The following is a 17,354-nucleotide window of genomic DNA, read 5'->3' as shown; positions in this document are numbered from 1 at the left end:
CAAACTCTCCAATAAAGTGTTTAATCTGTCTCTTGCTTGTTTAAAACTGACGGAATTAATTTAATTCCTTACCTATGCTTTTGTTCAGTTTTCAAAGAACTTTTTTGACTCGTTGTTTCGTTTTGTTTGCCGCTTGTCTTGGCGACTTAATTAGATTATCACAGACTGATAGTTAGTGTCAAACCTTATTTTGAAATATTTTTAAAGAAAATGAAAAACTTGCCGAAAGCCTGATTACACCTTGGTTTCTCCCCAAGTCCCACACTCACAAATCAGCCGTTATGATAATGAAATGATAAAAGTCCGATGTAAAGAAAACTAGGGCTGACGCCAAGCCTTTTGTCACCCCTAGATGACCTTATACTTGGTTTGTTAACTTTTTGAATGCGCCAAATTTCTTCCCTGTTAAAACATTAAACAAAATAAAAGACGGCAGCACCAGCTAGCAAGATGCAAGCTGGTGCTGCCGTTCTCTTATTCGACTAGTCTTTATAAAACAAAGTAATGGATAGCGGCGAGCGACGCAAGTCCCGGCAGGCCGAGTATAGCCGTGACAGCCGCTGTCGTTCCGTTAATCGGAATATGCAGATCAGCAGACGCTCCAAAGGCATTCAAGAAAAACAGCAACAGCGCCCCGATGCACAGCCTCGTCACCGCCATGCCGAGCCAGCGCAGCGGCTGAACCGGTGCACCTATCATGAGCAGCAGGACAATCAGACCCACTAGTATGCTTACTACGACAAGAGGTTCCATTATTAAAGCCTCCTTACAGTTTCGTTTCTATATGTATACTGTATGGAGGCTGTCCCAAAAAAAGACCAGCCCTTATTTCATCGGGCTGGTTGAGACTTTGCGTTTTTTCGCTTCTTTTAATAGATAAAAGTATTTCGCTTCTGCGAGATGGAGCTGCATTAGCACATGGCCGGACGGCTCGAGGCTGCGATCCACGATCTCTTTTTGCTTCATCCATTCCGCTCGTAAAAGCTCCAAAGACTGAAGAAGGCTTTCATCGCCAGACTTCTTTAGTCGCCCTTTGCGGGAAAAAAACATGGCGGTGTCCCCTTTATGCTAAATTTCTCGTCTGCCTTCCATCGCCTTGGAAAGGGTTACTTCGTCCGCATACTCCAGATCGCCTCCAACAGGAAGTCCGTGAGCGATACGGGTGATTTTAATGCCAGTCGGCTTAAGCAGACGGGCAATATACATAGCAGTCGCTTCTCCCTCAATGTTCGGGTCCGTCGCCAGTATAATTTCCTGAATCGTATCATCCTGAAGCCGCGTCAGCAATTCCGCAATCTTGATATCCTCGGGTCCGATTCCTTCCATAGGAGAGATCGCGCCGTGAAGGACGTGGTACTGCCCGCGATAATCCTTCATCTTTTCCATCGCGATCACGTCCTTTGAATCATGAACAACGCAAAGGGTCGTGCGGTCACGGCTGGAGTCGTCACAGATCATGCACGGATCTTTGTCTGTTATATGAAAGCATGTGGAGCAATAGATCAGCTGTCTTTTTGCATTCACAAGGGCACGTCCGAAATCGAGAACGTCTCCTTCTTTCATCTCTAATACGAAAAATGCCAGACGGACCGCTGTTTTCGGTCCAATGCCCGGCAGTTTCATAAAGCTTTCAATCAGCTTTGTAATGGGTTCAGGGTAATGCATGACAGGCTGCCTCCTAGAATAAGCCCGGGATGTTCAATCCTTTTGTGAATTTGCCCATATCCTGGTTCACGAGCTCATCGACTTTTTTCAGTGCGTCGTTCGTTGCAGCAAGCACAAGATCCTGCAGCATTTCTACATCGTCGGGATCGACCACTTCTTCTTTAATGTTCACTTCAAGAATTTCTTTGTGGCCGTTCGTGATGACCGTAACCATGCCGCCGCCAGCTGTGCCTTCTACTCTCTTTTCTTTCAGCTCCTCTTGAGCCTTAGCCATATCCTTTTGCATCTTCTGCATTTGTTTCATCATGTTATTCATGTTTCCTCCGCCACGCATCATACGTATCGTCCTCCTTATTCTTCTTCAAATTCTATAAGATCGTCTCCGACAAGCTTGAGTGCTTCTGTAATCAGCGGGTCGCTTTCTTCCTGCTTCTTTTTCTCGCTTTCCGGAGACTGTCCCTGCTGTTCTTGAATGAATTCTTGTTTGATCTTTTCCCAGTCTGGATGCAAAATCGTCATCATAGACAGGGACTTCCCTATTGTACTATAAACAGCGCTTTCAACACAGCTTCGAATATTGTCGGCTGATGCCATTTGACTGTGGATTTCGTGTTTAAAGGATAATAGGAACTGCTGATCGGAACAAGCGGCCGGCTCTGCACCTGACAAAAGGGCATAAGCGCTCACTTTTTCAACTTTTACTTTTTCTAAGATATCACCCCAGCCGCTCTTCAGCTGCATGAGATTTTGTTTCGATGCTTTCTTGAGCATCTCCTTGATCTGCGAGTTTGAAATGCCAGAGGCTTTTCCTTTAAAAGAACGCCTTTCTGCCGTTTGCGGCTGACCTGCAGTCTGTGTTTCACTTGGCGCGATGCCGTTTTTCTTCAGCTGCTGCAGCTCTTTTTCCAGCTGTTCGATGCGCTGCAAAAGCTGGCCAGCATCACCTGTTATCGTTTCTTGACTGTTAGGCGAAGCCGCTGCTTTCTCCACATGGCAGATGCGGATCATCGTCGTTTCTAAAAAGATTTTTGGATGATTCGTCCATTTCATATCCTGCTGAGCCTGATTCAGCTCGCTGATGACCGAATAGATCCAGTCCGCATCCGCTTTTGCCGAGAATTCTGCAAAGCTGTCGTCGGTCTTCACGCGTTCGAGCAACTCTTCAAGCATCGGCGCTGTTTTGTAAAGCAGCAGGTCGCGGAAATAATAGATCAAGTCGCCGATCAACCGGACCGGATCCTTTCCTTCATGCAACAGTTCGCCTGATGTTTGCAATGCGGTCGAGACATCTTTTTCATAAAATGAGTGTGCGATCCGGGCAAGATGCTGCTGCGAGGCCGTTCCCGTTACTGCGAGAACGTCGTTGACCGTGACCGTTTCATCGCTGAACGAGATCGCCTGATCAAGCAGGCTGAGTGCATCACGCATCCCGCCTTCTGCCGCACGGGCAAGCAGCATAAACGCTTCGTCTTCTACCACTGTTCCTGTGTTGTCCATGATCCGTTTCATCCTGCCGATAATCGTCTGTGATGAGATGCGTTTAAAATCAAAACGCTGACACCGGGACACAATGGTGGCAGGAATTTTATGAGGCTCTGTTGTGGCCAATATAAAAATGACATGGCTTGGCGGCTCTTCTAATGTTTTTAAAAGGGCGTTAAAGGCTCCTGTTGAGAGCATGTGCACTTCATCGATGATGTACACCTTGTATTTGACGGATGATGGAGCGAACTTCACTTTATCGCGGATGTCCCGGATATCATCTACACCGGTGTTGGATGCCGCATCGATCTCCAGCACGTCCTGGATGCTTCCGTTCGTGATCCCAATGCACGAATCACATTCGTTGCACGGCTCGGGAGTTGGCGCCTTTTCGCAGTTCGCTGCTTTTGCAATAATTTTCGCGGCACTCGTTTTTCCCGTTCCTCGAGGTCCGGAGAAAAGATAGGCATGAGACAGCTTATCCTGCATAAGTGCGTTTTGTATCGTTTTCGTGATATGTTCCTGCCCGACGACGTCTTCAAAGGCTTGAGGACGCCAGACACGGTAGAGCGCCTGATAACTCACTTGGGCTCCTCCTTTTTTCTTTAGCATGCTACTTTTTATTATAAAGAAAACTTATTCAATAGACGTTAGCTTTTTGCCACGTCGAGTCATCATCTTTACTTTCCTATAGTGTAACAAAAAACCCATCCCGCAAACGAGATGAGTTGATGTTTATTTTATATATAATGCCGTGCACCTCTCGTTGGAATAGCCAACCTACACGTACGAAAGCAGTTAGCTCAGCCCAGGCTGTCCCGCGGCACACAGAGGTGGCCACTTACTGCTGCTTCCTTCCGGACCTGACAGGGTTCATGGGTCTCCATTGCGCAGGACCCAGACGTCAACACCACTTACTTTCGCCAGACTATACGCTGGACTAACCGAAAAGAGGAATTCAGCCTCGCTACAGCGGATTGCGAGTACAGGGCACCGCTACCTCCCCGCCTAGCACGACAAAGTGTATAACAAGTTTAGGCACATGCTGTGATGTGCAAGATTTAGTATACTATGGCACGGCGTAAAAATCAACCATACTCACTCTGGCGCGCTTTCCTTTTTCTTCTTTTTCCTCTGCCTCAGTTCTCTGAAAAATTCAGTCAGCAGCATGCCGCACTCTTCGCTCATCACGCCATCCGTCACCTCGCACTGATGGTTGAAGCGCTCATCCTGCAGCAAGTTCATCAATGTACCGGCACAGCCGCCTTTTGGATCGGGAGCACCAAACACGACCCGCTCCACACGAGCAAGCACGCTCGCTCCGGCACACATCGCGCAAGGTTCTAGCGTGACATACAGCGTAGCGCCCTCCAGCCTCCAGGCATCAACCTTTTGGCACGCCTCATCGATCGCCAGCAGTTCCGCGTGAGCAACCGCGCGATTTTCGCTTTCTCTTAAGTTGTGGGCAGCAGCAATGACTTCGCCGTCCTTTACAATCACCGCTCCGATCGGTACTTCACCGATCTTTTTCGCCTCAAGCGCCTGTTCAATCGCCAATTTCATATAAAAAATATCCTGCTCTGATTGCACGTCCATTCTGACTCCTCGTTTGAATTAATGAATTGATGTGATTATACAAAAGGTTTGGCTAATAATAAAGAGAGGAAAAAGTGTATCAATATTTAAAAAGAAATCGAAGAAGCGGTTGATTTCCGTTTCAGGCGCACGCTTTCCGCGGGGCAGCCGGTGAGCCCCTTAGGCGCTTTGCACCTTTAAGGGTCTCACCTGCCCGCTTGTCCCGCAGGACAAGGAAGGCTACGGCAGCAAAACATCGCACGAAGAAAAAGTGAAGTTCTTTTTCGAGGAGTCCGCGCCTTACTCTCCAATCAACTTTCATTGAAGTCTTTTTTAAGCCTATTCTTCTGCTTTGCAAACATAGTTTCGCTCGATATTCTATGTGTAAAAAATCAGGATTAAAAACCACTTTAAGGATTGCTTTTATTAGCTCTTTTGTCTTGATCAACTTTGAATGCTTCATTGAAAAAGTTGATCGCAGTGAAAGGTGCCGACTCCAGCGGGATGAGTGAGACAGGTGAGACCCTTCAATGGCGCTTGGCTAGCGAAGCGGCTCACCATGTCCAGCAGAAACGGCTAGCCCCTCGAGGTCAAAAGTTCAAGAGTCCAATAAGTCAAAGAACGACTTACCGGCCTCTTGCTCTTTTGCTTGTCGGGGCTGAACGAGCCGTTCCTGCTTTTCTGCCCGCCCCGCGGAAAGCGTGCACCTGTAACGGAGAGCAACTTCTTCTAAGAATTCAAACAGCATTAACAAAGGGGGGAACTTTTATGGAAATGACGGTTCGGGATGGGGTGCCTGTTGCTTTGCTTATTATTGACATGATCAATGATTATGATTTTGAGGAGAGCGATTTGCTTTTGGCACATATGGAGGCTGTGGCTGGGAGTATTGCCCGGCTGAAGGAGCAGGCGAAGGCGGTTGACATGCCTGTGATCTATGTGAACGACAATTTCGGCAGGTGGCAGTCGGATAGGCAGAAGCTTGTGGATTATTGCTGCGGAGGAAAAGGGAAGGACGTTGTGGGGCCCATTGTTCCGGAAACTGATGATTATTTCATCATCAAGCCGAAGCACTCGGGTTTCTTTTCTACTCCACTTTCCTCCTTGCTTAACGACCTGAATGTTCATACGCTGATCCTGACAGGCGTGGCTGGAAACATCTGCGTGCTGTTCACAGCGAATGATGCGTACATGCGCGGCTTCACCCTGCATGTTCCTTCAGACTGTCTTGCGTCTAACATAAAGGAAGATAATGAACGTGCGCTTCTTCTTATGGCCAATACGCTAAAGGCGGATACGAGTGCGAGTGGCGACATGGATTTACTGCATATAATAGAGGAAACAAAGAATCGAAAAAAAAGCACCATCTTCTAAAGATGTTTTCCAATTACTTCCCTTTAATTTTCTCGGTATCTCTGTTTCCCTCCCTGTACATGTGCTACAATATTCTTTGTCTGTAATTTTTCTTTTGGAATAGGAAAGGGAGGAAACGCATGATGAACTCAACCCCCTTTATTGCGGTTGAAGGTCCTATCGGGGTCGGCAAAACCTCATTAGCCAAGGCGGTCTCGGAATATTATCAGTATGAACTTTTAAAAGAGATCGTGGAAGAAAATCCTTTTCTCGGCAAGTTCTACGACAACATCGAGGAATGGAGCTTCCAGACAGAGATGTTCTTTCTCTGCAACCGCTACAAGCAGCTCGAAGACATCCAAAACAATTACTTGAACAAGCAGATTCCCGTTGTGGCGGATTATCATATATTTAAAAACCGGATTTTTGCCAGCATGTCGTTAAAAGATGAGCATTATGACAAATACATGCAGATCTTCGACATCCTGACGAAAGACATGCCTGTACCGAACATGATCATTTACTTGAATGCGAGCATCGAAACGTTGCTCAAACGTGTGAAACAGCGCGGCCGTTTAGTGGAGCAAAATATGGATCCGGAATACTTAAAGCAGCTCTCTCTTGATTACGATGTGTTCATGACAGCATTTCAGAAGGAACACCCAGAAATCCCTGTGCTGACGTTTAACGGTGACGAGCTGGATTTCGTCGCGAACGAATGTGATAAAGAGAAAATCTTCGCTCAAATAGAAGCAGTATTGAAAAAAGGAGAACTGGCAAGATGATGAATTACGAAAAGCATAACATTCCTGCCGACTCCGTGATTACGATCGCCGGCATGGTCGGAGCCGGAAAGTCGACGTTAACGAACGCTCTCGCTAAAGCCCTCCGCTTCCGCACATCAATGGAGAAGGTCGACAACAATCCATACCTTGATAAATTCTACAAAGATTTTTCTCGCTGGAGCTTTCACCTTCAAATCTTCTTTTTGGCTGAACGCTTTAAAGAGCAGAAGAAGATGTTCGAGTATGGCGGCGGCTTCGTTCAGGACCGATCGATCTATGAAGATACCGGCATATTTGCACGTATGCATTATGACAAAGGGACCATGTCCGAAGTGGACTATGATACATACACGCGGTTGTTTGATGCGATGGTCATGACACCATACTTCCCGCATCCGGATGTATTGATCCACTTAGAAGGTTCACTAGACGATATCCTCGAGCGCATTAAGAAGCGCGGACGCCAGATGGAACAAGAAACACCGCGTGAGTATTGGGAGGAAATGTACGAACGATATGAGCACTGGATTTCCAATTTCCAGATGTGCCCGGTCCTTCGCATTAACATTAACGATTACGACTTAATCAACGATCCTGAATCGATCGAACGCATCCTTGAGAAAATCGGTCAGAAGATCCAGCTTAAACGTGAAGTGAGATTATAAATGGAAAAGACAGCCGCTCTTGATTGAATCATGAGCGGCTGTCTTCTTTTTAAAAAGCATATTGATAAAGACCATAGTACAGCGGCAAGATCAAGCTTATTCCAAACAGCTTGGACCATAGCGGAAGCATTTCTTTACGGCCGTATGGTTTGGATTTCCCTTTCTCGGCATATCCATACTCGTAATCGCCAAATATGAACGTAAATGTGATGTCCCATAATATCGCGAAGACGAAAACAGCTTTCCAGACGAGAGGCGTTAAGAACGGCGTTTCCGTCACATAACCGAATAATCCGACCCATGTAATGACTGAAACGAGAAAATCCGCTTTTGTTCGAATCGTATTGTACTTTCCTTGAATTAAAAAGGCAATTACAGAGGTCGCCAGAAATCCCAGATAAACTATCCATAAAAAGTCCATCGTTCTACTCCTTACTAGCCGGGGTCCGGTACTGATACTCCTTATGCCCTGTTATAGCACTTGTAGCGCGCATGAGTACCGGACCCCCTATTTTTAGGCATCAAAAAACCGCCCGGTTAGAGGCGGTTGAAATTATGTAATGGAGGAGGTAGAGGGATTCGAACCCCCGCGAGCCGTTAAGCCCCTGTCGGTTTTCAAGACCGATCCCTTCAGCCGGACTTGGGTATACCTCCGTGTGTGACTGACAAGAAATATAATATCATGGTATGAAGCCATACGTCAACCGTTTTGAAGAAGTTTTTTTAGAAAAGTTTAAAATTAGATTAAGTAAGTCTACTGTCATTTGCAATATACGCGCCGTTTTATAGATTATTTGTATGGCTGCACGCCAATAGAATTTTAACAGAATGCGCGCCAACCTAAAAATACACATCCGAAAAAATTGAAAAGCGGAGACATCTCTCCGCTTTTCATCCATCAGCTGTTTATTGAAGTCGTTCTTTGTTCCCCATATACGGGCGCAATACTTCCGGAATCACAACGGTTCCGTCTTCCTGCTGGTAGTTTTCTAATATCGCAGCAACGGTTCTTCCGATCGCTAAGCCTGATCCGTTTAGTGTGTGTACAAGCTCTGGCTTTGCCTTTGGCTCCGGACGGAAACGGATTTGTGCGCGTCGTGCCTGAAACGCCTCGAAGTTTGAGCAAGAAGAGATTTCACGGTACGTGTTATAGCTAGGCAGCCACACTTCGATGTCGTACTTTTTCGCAGCTGTAAACCCAAGATCCGCCGTACACATGCTCAGCACGCGGTATGGAAGCTTCAGAAGCTGAAGAATCTTCTCAGCGTGACCTGTCAGCTTCTCTAGCTCGTTATAAGAATCCTCAGGCTTTACGAAACGAACAAGCTCTACTTTATTGAACTGGTGCTGACGAATGAGTCCGCGTGTGTCACGTCCGGCAGAACCCGCTTCAGAACGGAAGCACGCGCTGTATGCCACATATCCGATCGGCAGCTGCTCCGCTTCCAAAATTTCTTCGCGGTGATAGTTCGTGACCGGCACTTCAGAAGTCGGCACGAGGAAATAATCGTCTTCGCGAATCTTGAACGCATCTTCCTCAAATTTCGGAAGCTGACCGGTTCCTGTCATGCTCGTGCGGTTTACCAAGTAAGGCGGTAAAATTTCTGTATAGCCATGCTGATCCTCGTGATAATCCATCATAAAGTTAATCAATGCGCGCTCAAGTCTTGCTCCTGCTCCTTTTAAGAAAGCAAAACGGCTGCCCGTTACCTTGGCTCCGCGCTCAAAATCGACGATATCGAGGTCTGTCGCGATATCCCAATGTGCTTTCGGCTCGAAACCAAATTCCGGAACGTCTCCCCAGTGGCGGACGGGCACGTTGTCATCCTCTGTTTCCCCGACTGGCACGCTTTCATGCGGGATGTTAGGCAGGGTAAGCATGATCCCGTTCAGGTCTTCCTCAACTTGGCGAAGCTCTTCATCGATCACTTTGATTTTATCGCCCACTTCTCGCATTTCAAGAATCAGTGCGTCAGCATCCTTTTTCTCGCGCTTGAACTCGGCAACCTGCTTAGACACTTCGTTGCGCTTAGACTTGAGTGTTTCTGTTTCTCCAATCAGTTCACGGCGGCGGTGATCCAGCTCCTCGAAACGGTCCAGCCCGCTTAAGTCCTCACCGCGCTTGCTCAAGCTTCTTTTTACATCCTCAAAATTAGCACGTACAAATTTTAAATCCAGCATGTACTTTTCCTCCTTAAAATAATCAGTGACATATGACAAATAAAAAACTCCCGTCTCTTACCCAAATAACCTTTGAGTAAGGGACGAGAGTTAACCCGCGTTGCCACCCTAATTGCAGTCGTGCAATGAAATGCACAGCTGCCGCTTTGTTCATGAGATAACGGTCTCTATAACCGGAAAAGCTTACTGTATCGTTCGGCTTTTCACTCCAGGATGGATTCACAAATCCTTTGGCCGGTTCGCACCTTCCACCGGCTCTCTTTAACAAAGGGGTTCTGCTACTAGTTCCTGTCACTGATTTTAAATATAAGTTTGTATAGTAATTTACAGCATATGCCGCAATTATGCAACCGTTTCTTTCTTTTTTTCTTTCGCCATCTTGACGAAATACGCGTGCATGCGGTAATCGTCCGTCAGTTCCGGGTGAAAAGCCGCACATAAGAAATGCCCTTGCTGAGCCGCTACAATGCGGTCGTTATGCTTGGAAAGAATCTCAACCTCAGGTCCAACCTCCATGATGTATGGAGCACGGATAAAGACACCGGTGAAATCCTCGCCGACATGGTGGATCATCAAGTCTGCCTCAAAGCTGTCCACCTGGCGGCCAAACGCATTGCGCTCAACCGTCATGTCGATCAGTTCCAAATGAGCCGAATCTTGTCCCGCAATATTTTTTGCCATTAAAATCAAACCCGCACACGTTCCGAAGACTGGCTTCTCAGCTGCAAAGTCTTTTAACGGCTGTAAAAAAGCGTATTTGTCGATCAGGCGTCTCATGGCAGTGCTTTCGCCCCCAGGCATGACAAGGCCGTCTAAGCCTTCGAGCTGTTCAACCTTTTTGACGATAACGGCTTCTGCACCAGAAGCTTCAAGTGCGGCAGCATGCTCACGCACCGCGCCCTGCAGTCCTAATACTCCGATTTTCACCATCTTACCAGCCGCGTTCCTGCATGCGCTCGTTTGGAAGGATAGACGAGATCTCAATCCCTTTCATCGGAGTGCCAAGGCCTTTAGAAAGCTCTGCGATCAGCTTGAAATCCTGGTAATGCGTCGTAGCTTCCACGATCGCACGCGCAAATTTCTCCGGATTTTCCGATTTAAAGATACCTGAGCCAACGAAGACGCCGTCAGCACCAAGGTGCATCATGAGTGCGGCATCTGCTGGTGAAGCCACTCCGCCCGCTGCAAAGTTAACTACAGGGAACTTGCCTTCTTTTTTGATCGCAAGCAGGATCTCGTAAGGCGCACCAAGGTTCTTCGCTTCTGTCATGAGCTCGTCCTCGCTCATTGCGATCACCTGGCGGATCTGTGCCTGAATCATGCGCATGTGACGAACCGCTTCTACGATATTCCCTGTTCCAGGCTCGCCTTTTGTACGGATCATGGACGCGCCTTCACCGATGCGGCGAGCCGCTTCGCCAAGGTCACGTGCGCCGCACACGAACGGCACCGTATAGTCACGCTTATTTAAATGGAATACTTCGTCTGCAGGAGTTAATACTTCACTTTCATCGATGTAATCAACGCCCATTGCTTCTAAGATACGCGCTTCAACAATATGCCCGATGCGTGCTTTCGCCATTACCGGAATCGAAACCGCGTTCATCACGTCTTCAACGATTGTTGGATCAGCCATACGCGATACGCCGCCTGCAGCACGGATATCTGCCGGCACGCGCTCAAGTGCCATAACAGCAACAGCGCCAGCTGCTTCTGCGATTTTTGCTTGCTCGGCGTTAATCACGTCCATGATGACGCCGCCTTTTTGCATTTCAGCCATGCCGCGTTTTACACGTTCAGTACCAGTCTTCAACATCCAAAATACCCCCTATTTAATCTCGTCTCTAAAGCGAGTCGTTATTGTGGCAGTTTTAATATAAAACCACTAGCACCCTCTATTTTATCGTATTTAAAGGATTTAGAAAATAAAAACTCTTCAGCATCATAATGTTGAAGAGTCGTTGAATTAACTTTTACTAAGAAGTAGTTGATCTCCTTTACAGGCGCACGCTTTCCGCGGGGTGAGCAGAAAAGCAGAAACGGCTCGTCCAGCCCCGATAAGCAAATGAGAAAGGGACCGGTAAGTCGCTCTTTGACTTATTGGGCACTTTCTCATTTGACCTCGAGGGGCTAGCCGTTTTCTGCTGGACACGGTGAGCCCATTTGTCGCTGCGCGCCTTTAAATGGTCTCACCTGACCACTCGTCCCGAAGGAGTCGGCACCTTTCACTACGATCAACTTTATCAATGAAGTATTCAAAGCAGTTCAATAATAAAGACTTCCAAGCAGTCCTTAGGAAGTGTTGAAAACAAAATGGTAGAACTACACAAAGGGAATCCAACAGCACTAAGTTTGCACAATCAGACTTTTTAAAAGAACAATCTCTACTAAAAGAGCCAAAAATAAAAAAAAGGTGAGCTCTCATCATAGCGCCTAGCGGCATGAGAACTCACCTGCAACAGAAATTATATTAAGATTAAAACAGACCCTTCACCATATCAACGGTTCCTGACCAGATGTCTGCGAAGAAGCTTCCGACGCCTCTCATGGCTAGGATGAACCAGTTTGCTTTTTCGACGGATTGTGTCGTGACGACATCAACTTGTCCTTTGCCTGTTCCATCGTTGATCAAGTAGCCGTAATCTTCGCCTTCACCTTTATACTCCACTTGGATGTGGCCGACGACTTCGCCTTTTTTCACAGGAGCCGTCAGTTTGCCGTCTTCGTTCAGCTTTTTCTTATCGATCACGAACTTCGGCTTGTAGTTCTTCTTTTCACCTCGTTTGATGACAAGAGAAACATCTTCCTTCGCTGCGACAGATACTTCGCTTTCCTTGCCTTTTACAACAGGAATCGTATTGCTTCCTTTGATCTTGTAGCCTTTCGAAAGCACTTTTTCTTTCGTGAAATTTGCAAAACCGTAGTTGAACAGCTTAGCCGTTTCGTCAAAGCGGGCTTTGTGGCTGTTCGTTTTCATCACAACGGACAAAAGACGTGTATCCCCTTTTTTCACGGTACCCGTGAACGCGAAACCAGCCGAATCTGTTGAACCTGTCTTGAGGCCATCTACTCCTTCAAATCCGTATACAAGTGAAGGCAGCATCCAGTTCCAGTTTTCCATGTTGATTTTATCGTCGGTTCCTTCACGGAAAGTCATTCTCGGAATCTTCGCTGTCTCCAGCACTTCTGGATAATCGTTAATCAAGTGGAACGCAAGAATAGCCGTGGAACGGGCACTCATCATGTTCTCTTCATTCTCGTCACCAGCCGGGTGGTTGCCTTGAAGATCTTCATTGTTCAGTCCTGAGCTGTTTACAAAGTGGAAATCCTTAAGACCAAGCTGTTTCCCTTTTTTGTTCATCATTGAGACAAATTCAGATTCTGAGCCGCCGATCAGCTCAGCAAGCGCGATGGTTGCCCCGTTGGCTGAATAGATCGCCATCGCCTGGTAAAGCTCTTTTACCGAATATTTATCGTCTACACGAAGCGGAACATTGGAAAGGTCCCGGTTTTGTGAAATCTTATGTGCGTATTCAGAGATTCCTGTTTTCTGATCCCAAGAAATCTTGTTTTTCTTGATGGCTTCGAGCACAAGATATTCTGTCATCATTTTTGTCATACTAGCTGGCGGAAGCATTTTATCCGCTGCTTTTTCAAATAAAATCTTACCGGTTTCACCGTCAATTAAGATGGCGGCTTCCCCTTTAATATCTAACGCCGGCGCGGCGCTTGCTTTTGATTGAAAACCAAACAGACTTCCTGTAAAGAATGAAAAAATAAGTGTCAGCACTAATAGCTGTCTCATCTTGCTGTTCAACTTCTGCACCTCCAAGGCCATTTTACACTCGGTTATTGTAACATAGTAAAGTGCAAAAAAATAGACAGAGGATCATCCTCTGTCTGAAAAATGAATCTTTAGACCGAATAGTTTGGCGCTTCTTTGGTAATTTGCACTTGGTGCGGGTGGCTTTCGCGAAGTCCCGCGCCTGTGATGCGGACAAACTGCGCGTTGTTTTGCAGATCTTCAATCGTTTCCGTTCCGCAATATCCCATACCTGAACGGATGCCGCCAACTAGCTGATAAAGCGTGTCTGAAAGCGGTCCTTTGTACGGCACGCGCCCTTCGATTCCTTCTGGCACAAGCTTTTTATTATTTTCCTGGAAATAACGGTCGCTCGAACCGCGTTCCATCGCACCGACCGATCCCATTCCGCGGTACACCTTAAATTGGCGTCCTTGATAGATTTCACGGTCGCCAGGGCTCTCCGATACTCCGGCAAGAAGGCTTCCGAGCATAACAGCATGTCCGCCGCTCGCCAGCGCCTTCACGATATCGCCAGAGTACTTGATGCCGCCATCCGCGATAACAGGAATACCGTACTTGCGTGCTTCTGTCGCACAATCGTATACAGCCGTAACCTGCGGCACACCGACTCCCGCAATAATACGAGTTGTACAGATGGATCCAGGTCCGATTCCTACCTTCACGACGCTTGCTCCGGCGTTGATCAAGTCACGCGTCGCTTCTGGTGTGGCCACGTTGCCAGCAATAATGGTAAGGTCAGGATACAAGCCGCGAATCTCTTTTACCTTCTGCAGTACACCTTCTGAGTGGCCGTGTGCTGTATCGATGACAATCGCGTCCACGCCTGACTGTACGAGCTTCTCTACGCGAGTCGCAGCATCCTTCGTTACACCGACTGCAGCACCAACAAGAAGGCGTCCTTGCTTGTCTTTTGCCGAATTCGGGAACTCGATGACTTTTTCAATATCTTTAATGGTGATCAGGCCTTGCAATACGCCTTCATCATCTACAAGAGGGAGTTTCTCAATCTTATGCTTCTGCAAAATCAGTTCTGCTTCTTTTAGCGTCGTTCCAACAGAAGCGGTGATGAGGTTGTCTTTTGTCATAACATCAGAAATCTGAATCGAATAATCCTGAATGAATCGCATATCACGGTTCGTGATAATACCGACTAATTTCTTGTCCTCGTCCACAATCGGCACACCGCTGATGCGGTACTTGCCCATCAGATGCTCAGCATCGAACACTTGGTGGTTGGGTTGCAGATAAAATGGATCCGTAATAACGCCGCTCTCCGAGCGCTTCACACGGTCCACCTGCTCCGCCTGATCTTCAATCGACATGTTCTTATGAATGATTCCTAGACCGCCTTGACGTGCCATCGCGATCGCCATCTCTGCTTCTGTTACTGTATCCATACCAGCACTGATCACCGGAATGTTCAGCTGAACATTTTCGGACAGCTTCGTTTTGACAGAAACATCTTTCGGAAGCACCGACGATTTAGCTGGAATGAGCAATACATCATCAAACGTTAACCCTTCTTTTGCGAACTTATTCTCCCACATGCAGACATCCACCCCTTTTTTCCTAAAAAATATTATTTGTAGATTAACAACTGGTTACACTACTGTCAAGGAGTGTAAATGATGTCAAAATATTTAGAAATCAATTCAGAGAGCAGGTATCATCATGATTGATCACAGCTGGGATTCCTATCTTCCATTTCTATCCTCTTCCGGCACACAAAGCTATCTATCCCGTTCATACAAGAAACATCAATATGACCAGCCTGATTCGCTCAGCTTCGAGAACTGCTATGCCTTCATCTACTATATTGAGCATGGAAAGAAATATTATGCTCTCAGCTCTAATGCTCCTGCGGAACTGCGCCCTGTTCTCCTGTTTTATGGCATGACACAGCTCATCAAAGCCTGCCTCCTTACCGTTGACCCGAGCTACCCCGACAGCAGCACCGTTCTCGCTCATGGCGTGACGACCCGAAAACGCAAAAAGCGTAACTACGAGTTTTTATATGATGAGGTCAGAATCCAAAAATCCGGCCTGTTTAATCATTTTTGCGAAAAAATGTTTCATGTGAAACACCTCGAAGGCGATAAAATCACGATGAAAAACCTGCTCAGTCTGATCCCTGAAATCTCGCTCTTCTTCAAAACGATGGGCATGCCTGAAACGATGCTTCAGCTTCCCGCACATGACCGGAAACTCGCCGTGCCGTATGTCGCCACCGACCTCCTTCACCTGACAGACAGCCGTCTGCTCGAGTTTTTAGCCAGCGCCTCTGGCTGGCAGCTGTCATTAGTTGAAAAAAATGAACAGCATATGATCATCTCTCTGCCCGATCAGTGCAATCCGATTGGCTCTTATCCGTTTTCCTGCTCACTGAACGGAGACATCTACATGCCGATTGAACGTGATTTATACAGCTTGCCGCGGTTGAACGAAATCATGATTCATTATTTGATTCTCTATAACCTGAGCATGATCTGCCGCTACGACACAGAATGGTGGAGCGATCTTTTTCATACATACAACTCAAAAGAGCTGCCGATTATTTTGCACTTTCTGGACATCACGGCTAAGAAAATTCCGAAGCTGCTGGCGGATTATTTGAATACGAGGTAAATTTTTGATTCTTTTTAAAACATGTTTTCTTTTAGAATTCAAGAAGTGTTGATCTCCGTTACAGGTGCACGCTTTCCGCTGGGCGGAAGGTGGCGCAGCAAGACATCGCACGAAGAAAATGTGCCTTTCATTTTCGAGGAGTCGGCACCTTTCATTACGATCAACTTTGCAATGAAGTAATCGAAGAAGATCACGATAATAAATCTTATGCGTGGTAAGTTATGACGTTAAGAAAATCACGCGTTTTATGTGATCTTCTTCCTTTTTCACAGCTCTTTCACCCTTTTTATATACGAAAAAAAAGATAACCGCAGTTGGTTATCTTCTGTCTTGCCCGGCCACGTCCTCGGCTAGGCTTGTAGACGCAGGAACAGGACGTTGAATAACCTACACTCTTCTTTGTTCCCCTACATGCACGAAGATCACATGTTTTTCGTGATCTTCATCCTTATTTATTTGTAGCTCTTTCTCCCTGTTTCCATACGAAAAAAAGAAGATCACCGCAGTTGGTGATCTTCTGTCTTTGCCCGGCCACGTCCTACTCTTACAGGGGAAAACCCTAAAGCTGCCATCGGCGCTGAAGAGCTTAACTTCCGTGTTCGGTATGGAGCCTACGGCTTGAAGACGCTTCTTTGCTGGCTTGTGACGAGGAATTCACTTCCTTGGCTAGGCTCGTAGACGCAGGAACAGGACGTTGAATAACCTACACTCTTCTTTGTTCCCATACATGCACGAAGATCACATGTTTTTCGTGATCTTCATCCTTATTTATTTGTAGCTCTTTCTCCCTGTTTCCATACGAAAAAAAGAAGATCACCGCAGTGGTGATCTTCTGTCTTTGCCCGGCCACGTCCTACTCTTACAGGGGGAACCCCCCAACTACCATCGGCGCTGAAGAGCTTAACTTCCGTGTTCGGTATGGGAACGGGTGTGGCCTCTTCGCCATCATGACCAGACTATTTTCGGTTTTTGATAAGCGGCGAATCTCTTCGTCAGCTTCGTTCTTCCGGTACTCACGTATACACATACGCTCCGTTCCTCCAGAACTTTGCTTCCTCGATCTTCTTGCTTCTGAAAAACCTCTTTTTTATGTGAAAGATTGCTCTTTCAAAACTAGATATCGACGTTTCCAAACGTTATAAGGATAAGCCCTCGACCGATTAGTATCTGTCAGCTCCACGTGTCGCCACGCTTCCA

16 protein-coding genes, 1 tRNA gene, 1 rRNA gene, 1 other RNA gene and 1 other annotated feature are annotated in these 17,354 nt (G+C 46.8%); of the genes, 4 read left to right on the top strand and 15 right to left on the bottom strand.

All coding sequences use genetic code 11. From position 1 onward, the window contains the following. Positions 1 to 489: 489 nt before the first annotated feature. From ACFQPF_RS04150 to tadA, 7 genes are all read right to left on the bottom strand, one after another. The gene (locus ACFQPF_RS04150) at positions 490 to 753 is read right to left on the bottom strand and encodes a pro-sigmaK processing inhibitor BofA family protein (protein WP_379746854.1); all 264 of its coding nucleotides are present in this window, start codon (positions 751 to 753) and stop codon (positions 490 to 492) included. A gap of 72 nt (positions 754 to 825) precedes the next feature. Continuing rightward, positions 826 to 1,050 carry a YaaL family protein gene (locus tag ACFQPF_RS04145; RefSeq protein ID WP_379746852.1) on the bottom strand — a complete coding sequence of 75 codons (225 nt, stop codon included), beginning with the start codon at positions 1,048 to 1,050 and terminating at the stop codon, positions 826 to 828. Positions 1,051 to 1,068: 18 nt separating this feature from the next. Beyond that, complete coding sequence (recR, locus tag ACFQPF_RS04140) at positions 1,069 to 1,665, bottom strand: recombination mediator RecR (RefSeq protein WP_379746850.1); 597 nt, start codon at positions 1,663 to 1,665, stop codon at positions 1,069 to 1,071. A gap of 13 nt (positions 1,666 to 1,678) precedes the next feature. Continuing rightward, on the bottom strand, positions 1,679 to 2,002 hold the full coding sequence (locus tag ACFQPF_RS04135) for a YbaB/EbfC family nucleoid-associated protein (RefSeq protein WP_379746848.1): 324 nt from the start codon (positions 2,000 to 2,002) through the stop codon (positions 1,679 to 1,681). A gap of 14 nt (positions 2,003 to 2,016) precedes the next feature. Then, positions 2,017 to 3,732: a DNA polymerase III subunit gamma/tau gene (gene dnaX / locus ACFQPF_RS04130; RefSeq protein ID WP_379746846.1), complete on the bottom strand. Its 1,716-nt coding sequence runs from the start codon at positions 3,730 to 3,732 to the stop codon at positions 2,017 to 2,019. A 167-nt stretch (positions 3,733 to 3,899) separates the two neighbouring features. Further along, positions 3,900 to 4,164, bottom strand: an RNA gene (gene ffs / locus ACFQPF_RS04125) — signal recognition particle sRNA large type. Between the two features lie 81 nt (positions 4,165 to 4,245). After that, entirely contained in the window at positions 4,246 to 4,737 is a 492-nt protein-coding gene (gene tadA, locus ACFQPF_RS04120) for a tRNA adenosine(34) deaminase TadA (RefSeq protein WP_379746858.1), read from the bottom strand. A 753-nt stretch (positions 4,738 to 5,490) separates the two neighbouring features. On the opposite strand from tadA, the gene ACFQPF_RS04115 reads away from it, so the two are divergent. From ACFQPF_RS04115 to ACFQPF_RS04105, 3 genes are all read left to right on the top strand, one after another. Then, on the top strand, positions 5,491 to 6,096 hold the full coding sequence (locus ACFQPF_RS04115) for a cysteine hydrolase family protein (protein ID WP_379746844.1): 606 nt from the start codon (positions 5,491 to 5,493) through the stop codon (positions 6,094 to 6,096). A 122-nt stretch (positions 6,097 to 6,218) separates the two neighbouring features. Then, the gene (locus tag ACFQPF_RS04110) at positions 6,219 to 6,860 is read left to right on the top strand and encodes a deoxynucleoside kinase (RefSeq protein ID WP_379746856.1); all 642 of its coding nucleotides are present in this window, start codon (positions 6,219 to 6,221) and stop codon (positions 6,858 to 6,860) included. Further along, entirely contained in the window at positions 6,857 to 7,525 is a 669-nt protein-coding gene (locus ACFQPF_RS04105; protein ID WP_379746842.1) for a deoxynucleoside kinase, read from the top strand. Before ACFQPF_RS04110 ends, ACFQPF_RS04105 begins: the two co-directional genes overlap by 4 nt. Positions 7,526 to 7,574: 49 nt before the next feature. Here ACFQPF_RS04105 and ACFQPF_RS04100 read toward each other — a convergent pair whose 3' ends face one another. The 7 genes from ACFQPF_RS04100 to guaB form a co-directional block, all read right to left on the bottom strand. Beyond that, positions 7,575 to 7,946, bottom strand: a complete 372-nt coding sequence (locus ACFQPF_RS04100; RefSeq protein WP_379746840.1) for a hypothetical protein — start codon at positions 7,944 to 7,946, stop codon at positions 7,575 to 7,577. 140 nt (positions 7,947 to 8,086) lie between these two features. Further along, positions 8,087 to 8,179 (bottom strand) — tRNA-Ser (locus ACFQPF_RS04095). 252 nt (positions 8,180 to 8,431) lie between these two features. Continuing rightward, the gene (gene serS / locus ACFQPF_RS04090) at positions 8,432 to 9,706 is read right to left on the bottom strand and encodes a serine--tRNA ligase (protein ID WP_379746838.1); all 1,275 of its coding nucleotides are present in this window, start codon (positions 9,704 to 9,706) and stop codon (positions 8,432 to 8,434) included. Positions 9,707 to 9,782: 76 nt separating this feature from the next. Continuing rightward, positions 9,783 to 10,010 (bottom strand) — a binding site (T-box leader). Positions 10,011 to 10,048: 38 nt separating this feature from the next. Beyond that, positions 10,049 to 10,636: a pyridoxal 5'-phosphate synthase glutaminase subunit PdxT gene (gene pdxT / locus ACFQPF_RS04085; protein WP_379746836.1), complete on the bottom strand. Its 588-nt coding sequence runs from the start codon at positions 10,634 to 10,636 to the stop codon at positions 10,049 to 10,051. Between the two features lies 1 nt (position 10,637). After that, positions 10,638 to 11,522 carry a pyridoxal 5'-phosphate synthase lyase subunit PdxS gene (pdxS, locus tag ACFQPF_RS04080; RefSeq protein WP_379746834.1) on the bottom strand — a complete coding sequence of 295 codons (885 nt, stop codon included), beginning with the start codon at positions 11,520 to 11,522 and terminating at the stop codon, positions 10,638 to 10,640. Positions 11,523 to 12,182: 660 nt separating this feature from the next. Next, positions 12,183 to 13,523, bottom strand: a complete 1,341-nt coding sequence (locus tag ACFQPF_RS04075) for a serine hydrolase (RefSeq protein WP_379746832.1) — start codon at positions 13,521 to 13,523, stop codon at positions 12,183 to 12,185. Positions 13,524 to 13,621: 98 nt separating this feature from the next. After that, entirely contained in the window at positions 13,622 to 15,079 is a 1,458-nt protein-coding gene (gene guaB, locus ACFQPF_RS04070) for an IMP dehydrogenase (RefSeq protein WP_379746830.1), read from the bottom strand. Between the two features lie 124 nt (positions 15,080 to 15,203). Here guaB and ACFQPF_RS04065 point away from each other — a divergent pair, with 124 nt between their 5' ends. After that, complete coding sequence (locus ACFQPF_RS04065; RefSeq protein WP_379746828.1) at positions 15,204 to 16,157, top strand: YaaC family protein; 954 nt, start codon at positions 15,204 to 15,206, stop codon at positions 16,155 to 16,157. An 840-nt stretch (positions 16,158 to 16,997) separates the two neighbouring features. Here the strand turns inward: ACFQPF_RS04065 and rrf are convergent. Next, a 5S ribosomal RNA gene (gene rrf / locus ACFQPF_RS04060) occupies positions 16,998 to 17,113 on the bottom strand. Between the last annotated feature and the right edge of the window lie 241 nt (positions 17,114 to 17,354).

Origin of the sequence: Fictibacillus iocasae, from assembly GCF_042665465.1 — a bacterium.
GTDB classification, from domain to species: domain Bacteria; phylum Bacillota; class Bacilli; order Bacillales; family Fictibacillaceae; genus Fictibacillus; species Fictibacillus iocasae.
The sequence above is the reverse complement of the archived record's forward strand: the minus strand, read 5'-3'. Positions and strand labels throughout refer to the sequence as shown.

What these genes read in the sequence shown, in the direction of transcription:
- ACFQPF_RS04150 (WP_379746854.1), bottom strand. Translation starts at nt 753, where the DNA reads ATGGAACCTCTTGTCGTAGTAAGCATACTAGTGGGTCTGATTGTCCTG.
- ACFQPF_RS04145 (WP_379746852.1), bottom strand. Translation starts at nt 1,050, where the DNA reads ATGTTTTTTTCCCGCAAAGGGCGACTAAAGAAGTCTGGCGATGAAAGC.
- recR (WP_379746850.1), bottom strand. Translation starts at nt 1,665, where the DNA reads ATGCATTACCCTGAACCCATTACAAAGCTGATTGAAAGCTTTATGAAA.
- ACFQPF_RS04135 (WP_379746848.1), bottom strand. Translation starts at nt 2,002, where the DNA reads ATGATGCGTGGCGGAGGAAACATGAATAACATGATGAAACAAATGCAG.
- ACFQPF_RS04115 (WP_379746844.1), top strand. Translation starts at nt 5,491, where the DNA reads ATGGAAATGACGGTTCGGGATGGGGTGCCTGTTGCTTTGCTTATTATT.
- ACFQPF_RS04110 (WP_379746856.1), top strand. Translation starts at nt 6,219, where the DNA reads ATGAACTCAACCCCCTTTATTGCGGTTGAAGGTCCTATCGGGGTCGGC.
- ACFQPF_RS04105 (WP_379746842.1), top strand. Translation starts at nt 6,857, where the DNA reads ATGATGAATTACGAAAAGCATAACATTCCTGCCGACTCCGTGATTACG.
- ACFQPF_RS04100 (WP_379746840.1), bottom strand. Translation starts at nt 7,946, where the DNA reads ATGGACTTTTTATGGATAGTTTATCTGGGATTTCTGGCGACCTCTGTA.
- serS (WP_379746838.1), bottom strand. Translation starts at nt 9,706, where the DNA reads ATGCTGGATTTAAAATTTGTACGTGCTAATTTTGAGGATGTAAAAAGA.
- pdxT (WP_379746836.1), bottom strand. Translation starts at nt 10,636, where the DNA reads ATGGTGAAAATCGGAGTATTAGGACTGCAGGGCGCGGTGCGTGAGCAT.
- pdxS (WP_379746834.1), bottom strand. Translation starts at nt 11,522, where the DNA reads ATGTTGAAGACTGGTACTGAACGTGTAAAACGCGGCATGGCTGAAATG.
- guaB (WP_379746830.1), bottom strand. Translation starts at nt 15,079, where the DNA reads ATGTGGGAGAATAAGTTCGCAAAAGAAGGGTTAACGTTTGATGATGTA.
- ACFQPF_RS04065 (WP_379746828.1), top strand. Translation starts at nt 15,204, where the DNA reads ATGATTGATCACAGCTGGGATTCCTATCTTCCATTTCTATCCTCTTCC.